This is a genomic window from Deinococcus aquaticus (genome assembly GCF_028622095.1).
GTDB lineage: Bacteria > Deinococcota > Deinococci > Deinococcales > Deinococcaceae > Deinococcus > Deinococcus aquaticus.
The window spans coordinates 1,429,314-1,442,194 of the sequence record NZ_CP115165.1 but is presented as its reverse complement, the minus strand read 5'-3'; the positions used below and the strand labels follow the sequence as shown (position 1 = coordinate 1,442,194).

Annotated in this window: 10 protein-coding genes and 1 riboswitch; of the genes, 2 read left to right on the top strand and 8 right to left on the bottom strand. The window is 69.9% G+C overall.

Annotation, left to right across the window (positions count from 1 at the left end; genetic code table 11):
- Positions 1-32: 32 nt before the first annotated feature.
- Positions 33-1,073, bottom strand: coding sequence for a bifunctional diaminohydroxyphosphoribosylaminopyrimidine deaminase/5-amino-6-(5-phosphoribosylamino)uracil reductase RibD (gene ribD / locus M8445_RS07000; RefSeq protein ID WP_273990633.1), 1,041 nt, complete (start codon positions 1,071-1,073; stop codon positions 33-35).
- Between the two features lie 96 nt (positions 1,074-1,169).
- Positions 1,170-1,317, bottom strand: a riboswitch (FMN riboswitch).
- A 162-nt stretch (positions 1,318-1,479) separates the two neighbouring features.
- On the opposite strand from ribD, the gene M8445_RS06995 reads away from it, so the two are divergent.
- Positions 1,480-2,235: an SDR family oxidoreductase gene (locus tag M8445_RS06995; RefSeq protein ID WP_273990632.1), complete on the top strand. Its 756-nt coding sequence runs from the start codon at positions 1,480-1,482 to the stop codon at positions 2,233-2,235.
- Here the strand turns inward: M8445_RS06995 and M8445_RS06990 are convergent.
- From M8445_RS06990 to M8445_RS06975, 4 genes are all read right to left on the bottom strand, one after another.
- Entirely contained in the window at positions 2,223-3,029 is an 807-nt protein-coding gene (locus tag M8445_RS06990) for a hypothetical protein (RefSeq protein WP_273990630.1), read from the bottom strand. The genes M8445_RS06995 and M8445_RS06990 overlap by 13 nt on opposite strands.
- The gene (locus M8445_RS06985; RefSeq protein ID WP_273990629.1) at positions 3,026-3,760 is read right to left on the bottom strand and encodes a Sir2 family NAD-dependent protein deacetylase; all 735 of its coding nucleotides are present in this window, start codon (positions 3,758-3,760) and stop codon (positions 3,026-3,028) included. Before M8445_RS06985 ends, M8445_RS06990 begins: the two co-directional genes overlap by 4 nt.
- A 392-nt stretch (positions 3,761-4,152) precedes the next feature.
- Positions 4,153-4,668 (bottom strand): RNA 2'-phosphotransferase, encoded by a 516-nt coding sequence (locus tag M8445_RS06980; RefSeq protein ID WP_273990628.1) that lies wholly within the window; start codon positions 4,666-4,668, stop codon positions 4,153-4,155.
- 66 nt (positions 4,669-4,734) lie between these two features.
- Positions 4,735-6,573, bottom strand: a complete 1,839-nt coding sequence (locus M8445_RS06975) for a S9 family peptidase (protein ID WP_273990627.1) — start codon at positions 6,571-6,573, stop codon at positions 4,735-4,737.
- Positions 6,574-6,635: 62 nt separating this feature from the next.
- Between M8445_RS06975 and M8445_RS06970 the strand changes: the two genes are divergently transcribed.
- On the top strand, positions 6,636-8,138 hold the full coding sequence (locus M8445_RS06970; RefSeq protein WP_273990625.1) for a carboxypeptidase M32: 1,503 nt from the start codon (positions 6,636-6,638) through the stop codon (positions 8,136-8,138).
- A 326-nt stretch (positions 8,139-8,464) separates the two neighbouring features.
- Here M8445_RS06970 and M8445_RS06965 read toward each other — a convergent pair whose 3' ends face one another.
- The 3 genes from M8445_RS06965 to M8445_RS06955 all read right to left on the bottom strand — a co-directional run bounded on the left by M8445_RS06965 (position 8,465) and on the right by M8445_RS06955 (position 12,611).
- On the bottom strand, positions 8,465-10,681 hold the full coding sequence (locus M8445_RS06965) for an esterase-like activity of phytase family protein (protein ID WP_273990623.1): 2,217 nt from the start codon (positions 10,679-10,681) through the stop codon (positions 8,465-8,467).
- A 126-nt stretch (positions 10,682-10,807) separates the two neighbouring features.
- Entirely contained in the window at positions 10,808-11,683 is an 876-nt protein-coding gene (locus M8445_RS06960) for a carbohydrate ABC transporter permease (RefSeq protein ID WP_273990621.1), read from the bottom strand.
- The gene (locus tag M8445_RS06955) at positions 11,673-12,611 is read right to left on the bottom strand and encodes a carbohydrate ABC transporter permease (protein WP_273990619.1); all 939 of its coding nucleotides are present in this window, start codon (positions 12,609-12,611) and stop codon (positions 11,673-11,675) included. Before M8445_RS06955 ends, M8445_RS06960 begins: the two co-directional genes overlap by 11 nt.
- Between the last annotated feature and the right edge of the window lie 270 nt (positions 12,612-12,881).

Below are 12,881 nucleotides of genomic sequence, written 5' to 3'. Positions count from 1 at the left end.
AACCCCTCACCCCCAGGGAGAAGGGAGAAAGACTAGACGCGCGGGATGTCGTGCAGCAGGCCGGTGATCAGGACATCCGGGCCGAGTGTCTCGACCGTTATGTCCCGCAATGCCTGCGCCTCGTGCATGGGCCGCTCGGGGCCGGTCAGGGGGCTCAGGCCCGCGCCGAGGAGTTTCGGCGCGATGAAGACCCGCACCTCGTCCACCAGTCCCTGCGCGAAGAAGGCGCTCAGAAGGGTAGGGCCACCCTCCAGCAGCACGCTGCTGACCCCCAGGCCAGCCAGTCCGCTCAGGGCGTCCGGCAGGGAGGCGGCCCGCTGCACCTTGATCCCGGCGGCCTCGTGCGCGGCAACGTCGGCGTCCGGGGCGGTCACGAGCACCGCGTCGTCGCGCCACGCGCGGGCCTGAGAGTCGCTCGCCGCGCGGCGGTCAAAGACAACCGGGCGCGGATCACGCCCGCCCGTCACGCCGCGTGTCGTCAGGGCCGGGTCGTCCAAGTCAATCGTGCCGCTGCCGACCGCGACGGCGTCCAGTTCGTCACGCCAGCGCATGGTGCGCTCGCGGGCCTCGGGGCCGCTCACCGCGCCGTTGCCCTCGCCGGGCGCGGCCACCTTGCCGTCGAGAGTCATGGCGTACTTCGCCACCACCCACGGGCGGCCCCGCACGATCAGACTGCGGAACCCCGCCTGCTGCCGCTTGGCCTGCGCCTCCAGCACGCCCACCGTGATCTCGATCCCTGCCTCGCGGAGCTTCTGCACGCCCCGCCCCGCCACCAGCGGGTTCGGGTCCAGCGCCGCCACGACCACCCGCCGCACGCCCGCTGCGATCAGCGCGTCCGCGCAGGGCGGCGTCCGGCCGTGATGACTGCACGGTTCCAGCGTCACGTACGCCGTCCCACCGCGCGCCTGCTCGCCCGCGTCCCGCAGGGCGAACACCTCCGCGTGCGGCTCACCGGCCCTCGGGTGGAAGCCTCGACCCACCAGTTCATCGCCTTGCACGATCACGCAGCCCACGGGGGGATTCGGCGCCGTGCGGCCCAGTCCTCTGGCAGCCTGCTCAAGCGCGAGCGTCATGAACCGCTCGTCTACCGGCAGTGCCGCCGCCACCCCTGCGGGTGGAGCATTCACTTCATACATGGTCTGTCGCTACCTGCTGGGGGGCAGGCAGCGTTCCTCCTTCTCTCATCCGGACTCTGACCGTCGGCTCTGGATTCCCACCAGATCGGGCCTGCGCGTGGTGCAAATTGCGCGGGCTTCGCGGGCTGAGGCTCACGCCATCACCGCCGGTAGGGAATTTCACCCCGCCCCGAAGGAAGCGGCCCACCCCAGAGGAGCGGGCCACCTAGAAATTAACAGGCTTTCCCTGAACGGGTGTGGGAGAAATCAGACACCCGCCGGGGGACAATCCGCCATGCGCCATGGCGTCTGCTGAAAGCCGCCCGTCCTCTTCTCCCCTTTTCGCGCCGCTGGAGGCCACCCCATGACAACGATGCTCGTGACCGGAGGCAGCGGCGTGCTGGGCCGCGCCCTGACGCATACCCTGGAAGGCCGCGCGGACGTGCGCGTCCTGTCCCGCCACGCCGACCCCCGCCCCGCCTTCCGGCAGGGTGACCTGCAGACCGGCGCGGGCCTAGCGGACGCACTGCGCGGTGTGGACACCGTCATTCACGCCGCCAGCCAGCCGTCACGGCCCCAGGCGGACGTCGAGATGACCGGCGTGCTCCTCGCGGCGGCGCGGGAGGCGGGCGTGCGGCACGTCGTGTACGTCAGCATCGTGGGCTGCGATCAGGTGCGGGCCTTCCCTTACTACCGCGCCAAGACGCACTCGGAGGCGCTGGTCACGGCGGGTGGCGTGCCGTTCACGGTGGTGCGCGCCACGCAGTTCCACGAGTTCGTGGCGTTCATGCTGTCGCGCCTGACCCGCGCGCCGCTGCTGCCCCTGCCGGGCCTGCCCCTCCAGCCGGTGGACATCCACGCCGCCGCCGCCGGGGTGGCGCAGGTGGCACTGGGCGACCCGCAGGGCCGCGCGCCGGACATCGTCGGACCACAGGTCATCCCACTGCCGGAACTGGCGCGCAGCTGGGCCGACGCGACCGGTGCACGCACCCGCCTCGTGCCTATCCCGGCCGCGCGGCGCTTCACGCCCCTGACCCGCCCGGACCTGAGCGGCGTGGGCCGCACCTGGGCGCAGTGGCTCGCGCAGGAGGCCACGCGCCCCAACCCCTACGCGGGCTGAGCCGGGCGGGGCGGCTGGTCGGCGTTCAGGTCCGCCAGTTCCGCCTCCTGCCCCCCGCGCCAGATGAACACGCGTCCGGCGCGGGCGATCAACAGCCGCCCCCGACGGTCGAGGTCGGCCCAGGTCGCACCCTCCAGATCGGGCGACGGTCCTTCCGCCAGCCAGCGGTACCGGACGAAGCGGTGATACCGCTGATCGCTGATGAAATTCAGTTCCAGTGACTTCTTACGCAGGGTGAACGGGTCCGCTTCACCCATGCCGATCCAGCGTCTCGGCTGATGAGCGACGTGCCAACCCGTCCGTTTCAATACGACGCGGAAGGTATCCACCCGCAACGTGCCCGTAGGATGCAGGACCTCAAAACCCGGCGGGCGAATCAGTTGCTGTTTCGTCAGGTCGGTGTGGTTGACCTGAATCGTCCGTGAGTCCCGGAACGCGCCGCCACCGCTCCAGCCGTCCGAGGCGTTCCACAGTCCGATGGCGTGAACCTGCGGCGGTTTCGACAGAGCCGTCCAGTCCCACATTCTGACGCCGTAGCGTTCCATTGCCAGCGCCTGCTGCCGTTTTGACTCGTTCTGCGCGTGGTACAGCAGGTGCTCGCCGTCGGGAGAGAGGTCGCTCATCCACTCGTACAGCCGCCCGTGGAACCACGATCCGGGCGAGAGGGTGTCGGTGGCGGTGTCCCACAGGTACACGCGCGTCCAGCGTGAGGGGCCGCGCCGGAAGAGCACCACGCGGTCGGCCTCGCTGGCGAGCAGGCCCCAGATGCGCGCCGGGACGAGTCCTTTCTTCATTCGAGCAGCGCGGCGAGTCCGCGTGACGCGACGTCCCGCACGGCGAAGGTCATCTGGTGCGAGATCTCGGTGTCGGTAGGGTTGATCTCGATGGCGATCCCGCCGCGCCGCAGCGTCTCGGCGGCCAGTCCGGCGGCGGGGTACACGGCCCCGCTGGTGCCGATGACCAGCGCGACCTGGGCGGCGGCGAAGGCGTCCTGCGCGGCTTCCAGGGCGTCCTCGGGCAGGAGTTCGCCGAACCAGACGACGTTGGGCCGCATGCGGTTCCCGAGCGGCGAGGTGGGCGGCGTGACCAGTTCGGCGGGCGCGGCGAGGGGGTGGATTTCGCCCGTCACCTCGTCCCGGGCGCTGAGGAGGTTGCCGTGCAGTTCCACGACCGTGCCGCCGTGCGTACCGCTGCCCGCGCGGTGGTGCAGGCCATCCACGTTCTGCGTGGCGAGGAAGAAGCCCGCGCCCTTCTCGCGCTCCAGCCGGGCGAGCAGGTGGTGAGCCTCGTTCGGCTGCGCGGCCAGCACGTCCCGGTAGCGGCCCGCGTACCACTCCCACACCATCTCCGGGTCGCGGCGGTACGCGGGCGGACTGGCGAGATCCTGAGGTTTGAAGCGCGCCCAGTGGCCGGTCTGCGCGTCCCGGAAGGTGGGAATGCCGCTCTCGGCACTGACGCCCGCGCCGGTCAGCACAGCAACGCGAGAGGCGGCTTGCAGGGCGGCGCGGGCAGCAGCGAGATCCATAGGGGCAGGGTAGCCCGAAGCGCGAAACCCCGCTCCCACAGTTGACCCAGTACGGTCGCGTTCCTCCTGCACATGATGGTGGCCGCGCGTCCCCACACCCTTCCGTCGCTTCGCGCCTCCCTCCCTCTCTCGCAGGGGGAGAGGGAAAAAAGCAGAACGCAAACCACCAGCGGCTGCGTCAGTCAAACCTCTTGCCCAGTGCCGACTTTGGCTCCCCCGTCCCTCTGGGGCTGGGGGTGGGGCAAAGCAGGGAAAATAGCCTAAAACGAAAAACCCGCCTTCTTCGGCGGTGATAAGGAAAGGATACCCCAGTATGCAGGGCACGTCAACCCCTATCGGCCGGCCTGATTTCTACCGTCCAGCACGGCACGAACAGCAACCGTTTTCATGCCTTATGCACCGTCGATGAACGCAGGCGGCACCATGTCCACCAGCCACACGCCGTTCTCGCTGACGAACAGCACGTGTCCGGCGGTGTGCATCTCCCCTGCCCGGATGGTGAGAGTGATGGGCGGGCCGCGCCGCGCGCCGACTCGCCGGGCGGTGTCCGGGTCGGGCGAGAGGTGGACGTGGTGGCGGTTCATGGAGCGCAGTCCACCCTCGCGGATGGCAGGCAGGGCGCCCGCGTGCGTGCCGTGATACAGCAGGGCGGGCGGCACGCTGGGATGCAGTTGCAGGTCGACGGGCACGCTGTGCCCCTGGTTGGCGCGGATGTGGTCGCCGCGCAGGCTGAAGCGTTGCTTATCGCTCCCCGCGACGACGGCTTCGACCTGGGCGCGGGTGGTGTTCAGGTGCGTCAGCACGGGCGCGAGCGGCACCCATCCGCCGGGCGCGAGAGTCAGGCCCGCCTCGTGCGGGGCGTGACGCAGCAGGTACGAGAGGCGCCGGGAGAGGGCGGGGTCGGTCATGCGCCCAGTCTGCGCGGGGTGAGGCGGGTGGGGAATCGGCCAGTTGGCGCAGACTGAATGGCTTGGTTACAGGTGCCGGGCGAGGTAGTCGGCGATGAGCCCGGTGGTGCGGATGCGGGCGGCGGGGTCGGCGGTGCCGTGGCCCTGGTCGTCGAATTCCACGTACTCGTAGTCCTGCCCTTCGTGTTTGCCGGTGGCGTTCAGGGCGTCGCGGAAGCTCCGGGCCTGGTTGATCGGGCAGCGGGGGTCGTTGGTGCCGTGCAGGATGAGCAGGTGAGCGTTGAGGTTCGCGGCGTGGGTGATGGCGCTGCGGTCGCGCCACAGGTCGGCGTGCTCGTCGGGGTGGCCCATCATGGTGCGGAAGTAGTAGGCGAGCTGAGGGATGTCGCGGCTGTTGTCGGCGTGCAGCTGGTGCAGGTCGGTGATCCCGACGATGGGAATGGCGACTTTGAACAGGTCGGGGTGTTTGACGGGCGCGAGGTACGAGAGGTAACCGCCGTAGCTTCCGCCATACAGACCGATGCGGGCGGGATCGACGTGGGGAAGCGTGGCGAGGTACAAGGCGGCGGCGGCGATGTCCTGCAGGTCGCGGCCGCCCCAGTCGCGCAGGTTCGCGTCGCGCCAGGGGGTGCCGTAGCCGGTGCTGCCGCGCACGTTGGGGCAGATGACGGTGTAACCGAGGCTGACGAGGTATTGCACCTCGTCGTCGAAGGTACGGAAGAACTGCGCGGTGGGGCCGCCGTGCGCGTGCACGAGGGCGGGGTGGCGGACGGCCGGGTCGAGACCAGTGGGTGCGTAGAGGATGGCGGGCACCTGTACCTGCGGGTCGTGGGCGCTGGGGCTGGGGTAGTGCACGTACTGGCCGGGCGTGAACTGTTCGGGGTTCAGGGTGCCGTATTCGGCGGGGATCAGGGTGCTGGTAGTGTCGGTGGTCAGGTCGTACAGGAGGACGTCCGCGCGGGTGGTGGTGGTGGCGTGCCCCACGAGCAGCTGATGCCCGAGGGCGTACTGGGTGCCGCTACTCAGGCCCGGCGGCAGGTGCAGGGCGCGGGGGGCGGCCGTGTCCAGGCTGTACAGCAGCGGCGTGAGGGTGCTGTCGGCGTTGCGGGTGACGCTCAGCCACTGGCCGTCCGGGCTGATGCGGCCGGGGGTCTCCTCGGGTCCGCCTTCGGGCGTGAACCACTTCACCTCGCCGCTGGTCAGGTCGAGCAGTCCGGCGCGGCTGTGCCCGGCGGCGTCGCTGGCGGCGGTCAGGTGCGTGCCATCCGGGTGCCAGTGTCCGACGCTCTCGCGGGTGCCTTCCTGAACGTGCAGCACGCGGCGCATTCCCGTGCCGTCGGCATTCATGACGTACCCGTCCATGTTACGCAGGTCGGGGCTCTCGTTGGTGTTCAGGCTGATGCGGCCGCCGTCGGGGCTGTAAGCGACCGCCTGGGTGCTGTTGGGCTGCGTGGTCAGGGGCGTCCAGGCGTCCTCGCCGCTGCGGGTCAGGTCGTACTGCCAGACGTTCATCTGACCGCCGCGCGTGGAGTTCACGAGCAGGCGCGTGCCGTCCGGGTGGGCATGCACGGGGAAGTCCATGCTGCCGGGCTGGTGGTGCAGGGCGCGCACTTCACCGGTGTCCAGGGTGAGGACGTGCAGGGCGGTGCGTTCGTTCCCGTCGTGGTCCCAGGCGAGGAACAGGGCGCGGCTGTCGGCACTCCAGACGGGGGCGCTGCGGGGGGTGGCGGGGGCCTGCCCGCTGGTGTGCTGGCGGCGCTCGCGGGTGCGCAGGTGCAGGCTGCACAGTTCCATGCGGCCGCTGCGGTTGTCGTAGTACGCGACGTGCTCACCGTCCGGCGAGACGGTCAGGCCCATCGTGATGGGCAGGGTGACGAGTTCCTCCAGCGGCAGGGGTGTGGGCATGCGGGCAGTCTGACATCCGGTCGGCGCGCGATCTGCCGCAGGTGCGCGGTACCCTGCGGGTCATGACACAGCATGAGACGTGGGTGGCGCTGCGGGCGCACTGGCAGGAGTTGGCGGACCTGGGTGGGATCGGGGCGCTGCTGGGGTGGGATCAGAGTACGCACCTGCCGGGCGCGGCGGGGTCGGGCCGGGCGCGGCAGCAGGCGCTGCTGGCGGGCGTGCGGCACGGGCGGGCGACGGACGCGGGGTACGGGCGGCTGCTGGATCAGGCGGGCGCGCTGGACCTGGGGCCGGTGGAGGCGCGGATGCTGGCGGTGGCGCGTCGGGAGTTCGAGCGGGCGACGCGGCTTCCGGCGGCGTTCGTGCGGGCATCGTCGCAGCATGCCGGGGAGAGTTACGCGGCGTGGGTGGAGGCGCGGCCCGCGAACGACTGGGCGCGGATGGTGCCGCTGCTGGAGCGGACGCTGGACCTAAGTCTGGAGGGCGCGTCGTTCTTCCCGGAGTTCGCGGGGCCGATGGATTACTTCATTGACCGTTCGGACGAGGGCATGACGGCCGCTCAGGTGGACGCGGTGTTCGCCGAGTTGCGCGCGGCGTTGGTGCCGCTGGTGGACGCGGTCGCAGCGGCCCCGGCGCCCCGGACGGATTTCCTGGCGCGGGAGTACCCGATTCCCACTCAGTTGCGGCTGGGTGAGGAGATCGGGGCGCTGTACGGGTACGATTTCACGCGGGGGCGGCAGGATCTGACGGCGCACCCGTTCATGACCCGGCTGGGCGCGCGGGACGTGCGGATCACGACACGGGCGCAACTGGCGGACCCGACGGACGCGCTGTACTCGACGCTACACGAGGTGGGTCACGCGCTGTACGAGCAGGGCGTGGCTTCAGAGCTGCTGGACACGCCCCTGGGTGGCGGCGTGAGCGCCGGGGTGCATGAGAGTCAGTCGCGGCTCTGGGAGAACATCGTGGGCCGCTCGCGGGCGTTCTGGGCGGGGCAGTTCGGCCGGTTCCGGGACGCCTTCCCGGAGCAGCTGAACGACGTGACGGAGGAGGAGATGTTCCGCGCGGTGAACGTGGTGCGCCGCAGCCTGATCCGCACGGACGCGGACGAGTTGACGTACAACCTGCACGTGATCACCCGCTACGAGCTGGAGCGGCAACTGCTGGGCGGGTCGCTGGCGGTCTCTGATCTGGCGGACGCGTGGCACGCGGCGTACGAGGCAAACCTGGGCCTGCGCGCGCCCAGTCACGTGGACGGGGTGCTTCAGGACGTGCACTGGTTCAGCGGCGGGATCGGCGGGGTGTTCCAGGGGTACACGCTGGGGAACGTGCTGAGCGCGCAGTTCTACGCCTCTGCCAGCGCCGCGAATCCGGGGCTGGACGCGGAGTTCGCGCGCGGCGAGTTCGGTCGCCTGCACGGCTGGTTGAGCGAGCACGTGTACGCGCCGGGGCGGACGTTCACGCCGAACGAACTGGTGGAACGCGCGACCGGGCAGGGCATGACGGCCGCGCCGTACCTCGCGTACCTGCGCGGGAAGTACGCGGACCTGTACGGCCTGAGCTGAGCGCCACGCGAAAAAAGGGCCGCCCGGCCGGGGGAACATCGGCGGGCGGCCCTGAGTTGGGGGTGTGGGGGCTGGGCAGGGCGCGGGGATCACCGCGCGGAGTCTGCCGGTCCGGAGTTCAGTGTGCCACGCGGGGTATTTCGGGATTCTGACAGCGGCGCGTGATGCTCATACGGATTCCGTCTGTTTCGCTGACAACCCGGAACATCACCGGGTTGCCAACTCCACGCCCGGAGGGGCGTTTTCTCTCCTTCTCGCTCTTCTGCGAAGCTCTGCGAGTCCGCTCGGACCCAGCGGCTCTGCAAGCCATTCAATCGGAGTCCGTATCAGCGGCGGCCGACGCCGGGCGCGAGGGTCAGGGGCGCGTCGAGTTTCAGCCAGATGAACTCGTTGGTGTCCTTGATGGCCGCGCCGCGCCCGCCGGTGCCGGGGTAGTTGTTGTCGTTGGCGACGAGGACGGTGGTGGCGTCGAGCACGATGACGTTCTCGATGGTCACGTACGGGAAGCGGAACACGCCGCCGGTCGTGCTGGGTGCCAGGCCCTGCGGGTCGGCGATGTTCAGCAGGTCGGCCAGCAGGGTCTTTTTCAGGGTGCCGTCGGTGTTCCGGTCGGTCAGGCTGACGCGGTAGAGGCGTTTGGTGCGGGCGGCGTCGCCGCTGCCACCGTCGCGTTCGATGACGATCAGTTCCGAGGCGTTCACGGGCGTGATGTCCCCGATGGCGTTGCCGGGCGCGTCGAGCGGGTAACGGCCGGTCAGGGTCCACTTCTGCGTGGCGAGGTCGATGGCGTGCAGGCGCAGCTGGCCGGGCGCGTCGCCAGCCACGGTTTTTTCCAGCAGGGCGTACAGGGTCTTCCCGTCGGGGCTGAGGGTCAGGCCCTCGAAGCCGCCGCTGCTGCCCAGCGTGGCGGCGCTGCTGCTGCCGCCCTGCGTGAAGGCGGGGTGCTGAGGGCTGCGGACTTCGGGCGCGGCGTACTCGGCGACCACTTTCGCGCCGGTGGCGGGGAAGTCGGTGAACAGGCCGTCCACGCCCGCCTGAATGGCCTGCCGCATCTCGGCTTCGGGGTTGTTGGCGTACTGGGCGGGCAGGAAGGTGGGTTCGTTCCGGAAGGTGTACGGATGCACGAGCAGCCCGGCGGCGTGCGCGCGGGTCACGAAGTCCGTGGTCTGCCCCTTACCGTCGATGATCCAGCCCTTGCTGGGGCCGATGCCGCTGGCGTACGTGGCGATGTCGCGCAGGCCGGCCGGGGTGGTCAGGTCGGCGTTCTGGCGGGGGTCCTTGCGGGCGCTCAGGTCGTAGGGCGCGCCGGTCTGGCCGCCCAGCAACTGCACCAGCGGGAGTTTCACGCCGGCGGCGGGCATGATGGTGCTGTTCAGGTCGCGCAGGTTGGTGGTCTCGAAGGACTGGATGAACACGCGCGCCGGGTCCGTGAACCCCTCCTTCTTCAGGGTGTCGATCAGCAGTTGCGAGGTGTTCACGCCGGCCTGCGCGGCCATGAAGGTGGGGTGTTTCGTTTCGGGGTAGATACCGACCCGGCGGCCGGTGCGGGTTTCGGTGTCGCGGATCAGGGCGATGATCTCGCTCAGGGTGGGCACCTCGAACTGCCCATCGAAGGTGCGGCCGCGCAGCGCCGGGAGGCGTTCCACGGCGCGCAGGGTCTTGAGTTCCGGCAGCGTGAAATCCTCGACCCAGTACCCCGTGACGTCCTGCCCGTCGAGGTTCTTGGTCTTCACGCGCCCGGCGAATTCGGGGCGGGTGGCGACGTCGGTGGTGGCCTCCGTGACCTTGCCGTCCTTATCCAGGATGACCATGACGGGTTCGTGCCGGGCGACCAGCACGCCGTCTTTCGTGACGACCAGATCCGGCTCGATGAAGTCCGCGCCCGCCTCGATGGCCACTCGGTACGCTTCCAGGGTGTGTTCCGGGCGGGTGCCGCTGCTGCCCCGGTGCCCGATCACGATGGGCGACCGGCCGGTCAGGGTGGGCAGGCCCGGCAGGTTTGGGGTGGGCATGGGCGCGGTCAGCAGCACGCCGTCCGCGCTGAAGTGCAGCAGGTACGGGCCGAACTCGTCGCCCACCCACAGGGTCCCGTCGGGCGCAACCACGAAGCCTTCCGGGTCGAAGTCCGCGCCGGTCAGCAGGCGCTCCGGACTGGCCTCGTTCACGATCTGCCACGGCACGCGCCGCTCCGGGTCACGCAGTTGAATGAACGCCCCCACCTCCACCTTCCCGGTTCCCGTGGGCGCGGTCTTCGGGGTGAGGGTCAGGCGGTTCAGGCGCAGCAGGGCGTCGGCGCTGTTGTTCTTCGCGCCGAACCCGTTGTCGCTGAGGAACAGGTAGGTGCCGTCCGGCGCGAACTGCACGCCGCTGAAGCCCTGCACCGGCTGCCCCTGAAAGCGGGGCTGGCCGCGCAGGCCGTTACTCCACGCGCCACTGGCGGGGCCGGCAGCGAAGGTATCGGCGGGCAGTTCCGCGTACCCGGCCAGCGTGACGGCCTGCGCGGACCCCACGCCCAGCGCCAGCGCAGCAGACAGGCGGATCATGAGGGCTTTCACGGACGTACGAGCGGTCAATGAGGGATTCACATCCGTCAGTTGAAGCCGCGCACGTCAGAGGAACGTGCGCGGCCGGTCAGCCCGGAGTCAGGGAGGTGCGTGGCTCCCGAGTGCCTACTTGTCCTCGGTGAGCGCGAAACCCCTGCTGAACTGCTTCTGCAGGGCCGTGAACACGATCAGGGGCGGCAGGGCCGTGATGACGGCGCCGGCCATCACGGCGCCCCAGTCGGTCTGCCCGCCCACCTCGATCAGTTTGCGCAGGCCCACCTGCACGACCTGTTTGTCGTCCTGCTGCATGATCACCAGCGGCCAGATGTACTGATCCCAGGCGTACACGAACTGAATGACGGCCAGCGCGCCGATGGTGTTGGTGCTCATGGGAATCAGGATGTGCGTCAGGTACCGCAGCGGGCCGCAGCCGTCGATACGGGCGGCGTCAGCGAGGCTGGTAGGGATGCTCAGGAAGTGCTGCCGGAACAGGAACGTGCCGGTCGCGCTGGCCAGGAACGGCACGATGATCGCGGCGTACGTGTTCGCCCACTTCAGGTCGCGGCTGACCAGATCGAACAGCGCGATGATCAGCACCTCGGTGGGCAGCATCAGGGACAGCAGGACCAGCGTGAACGCCGCGCCCTTCAGCGGAAAGCGGAAGTACACGAATGCCAGCGCGGCCAGCAGGGCCAGGGTGGTCTTTCCGGCCGTGACACACACGGCCACCACGAGGCTGTTGCGCATGTAGCGGCCCAGGTGCGCGTCCTCCCACACGCCCGAGAGGTTCTGAAGGAACGCGCCGCCGGGCAGCAGGCTGGGGCTCAGGACGACGCTGGACGTCTGGGTGCTCTTGATGACCGCGAAGATCAGGGGCGCGCTGATGATCAGGATCGCCAGGATCAGCGCGGCGTGCGTGACCCACACGCCACGCGCGCGGCGGGAGCGGGGGGCGGCGCGGTCCGCGCGGGCGGGCGGCGCGGCCGGGTGCTTAACTGCCATAGTGCACCCGCCTCTCGCCCAGCCGGAACTGCATCCAGGTGACGAACGCCACCAGCGCCAGCATCAGGGCGGCCTGCGCGGCGGCCGCGCCGGTCTTGAAGTTCACGAAGCCGTCCTGGTACAGCTGGTACACCAGGAACGTGGTCGCCCCGGCATTCCCGGTGTACGGCCCGCCGCGCGTGAGGATGTCCGTCAGGGCGAACGAGTCGAACAGCGCCGCGATGATGTTCGTGAACACCAGGAAGAACGTGATGGGGCTCAGCAGCGGGAACGCCACGCGCCAGAACACCTGCGCGGGGGTCGCGCCGTCGATCTCGGCGGCTTCCATCACGTCGCCCGGCAGGTTCTGAATGCTGGCCAGGTAGAACACGATGTTGTACGCCAGTCCCTTCCAGATGGCGGCCAGCGTGACCAGCCCGAACGCCAGGACGGGCGTGTCCAGCCAGCGGGGGCGCACGCCGAACAGTTCGCCCAGCAGGGCGTTCACCACGCCGATCTCCGGGTTGAACAGGAACAGCCACAGCGTTCCGGCAATGGCGGGGCTCAGGGCGTAGGGGTAGATCAGCAGCAGGCGGTACGTACTCGCGCCGCGCACGGGACGACTGGCCAGCCACGCCAGTCCCAGGGACAGCAGCAGCCCGAACGTGACGGTCAGGACCGTGAACACCAGCGTCTGGAGCGCCACCTGCCGGTACGCGGGGCTGGACAGCAACTCGGCGAAATTGGCGAGGCCCACGAACTGCTCGGTGCCCAGGATCACGTTCGCGCGGTACGCGGCCAGCCTGAGCGTCTGCAGGGCCGGCAGGTAGATGAACACCGCCAGGATCAGCAGGCTGGGCAGCAGGAACACCCACGGCAGGGCGCGGCCCCGGAACACGGCGTTCTCCCCGGCGTCCGGGGTGGGGCGGGCGCGGCCAGGGCTCAGCATGGGCGGACGGGGGGGTCGGAGAGGGCGGTCATGCGGGGTACCTCCAGGAAAGGGTGCAGCCGGAACACAGGGGCTGGAATGACGCGGGCGGCCCACCCTCCGTCAGGGAGGGAGCGGGCCGCGCGGCGGGCAGGACGGTTGGGGTCAGCGCACGGTGACGGCGTGATCCTGACAGGTCCGGCGCTTATACGGATTCCGTCTGTTTCGTTAACAACCCGCCCATGCACCGGGTTGCCAACTCCACGCCCGGAATCCTCTTTGCTCCTACTC

Bases quoted from the DNA above. Each gene is read 5' to 3' on its own strand.
- M8445_RS06985 (WP_273990629.1), bottom strand. From the start codon at position 3,760: ATGGATCTCGCTGCTGCCCGCGCCGCCCTGCAAGCCGCCTCTCGCGTT.
- M8445_RS06955 (WP_273990619.1), bottom strand. From the start codon at position 12,611: ATGCTGAGCCCTGGCCGCGCCCGCCCCACCCCGGACGCCGGGGAGAAC.
- M8445_RS06970 (WP_273990625.1), top strand. From the start codon at position 6,636: ATGACACAGCATGAGACGTGGGTGGCGCTGCGGGCGCACTGGCAGGAG.
- M8445_RS06975 (WP_273990627.1), bottom strand. From the start codon at position 6,573: ATGCCCACACCCCTGCCGCTGGAGGAACTCGTCACCCTGCCCATCACG.
- M8445_RS06980 (WP_273990628.1), bottom strand. From the start codon at position 4,668: ATGACCGACCCCGCCCTCTCCCGGCGCCTCTCGTACCTGCTGCGTCAC.
- M8445_RS06960 (WP_273990621.1), bottom strand. From the start codon at position 11,683: ATGGCAGTTAAGCACCCGGCCGCGCCGCCCGCCCGCGCGGACCGCGCC.
- M8445_RS06965 (WP_273990623.1), bottom strand. From the start codon at position 10,681: ATGATCCGCCTGTCTGCTGCGCTGGCGCTGGGCGTGGGGTCCGCGCAG.
- M8445_RS06995 (WP_273990632.1), top strand. From the start codon at position 1,480: ATGACAACGATGCTCGTGACCGGAGGCAGCGGCGTGCTGGGCCGCGCC.
- ribD (WP_273990633.1), bottom strand. From the start codon at position 1,073: ATGACGCTCGCGCTTGAGCAGGCTGCCAGAGGACTGGGCCGCACGGCG.
- M8445_RS06990 (WP_273990630.1), bottom strand. From the start codon at position 3,029: ATGAAGAAAGGACTCGTCCCGGCGCGCATCTGGGGCCTGCTCGCCAGC.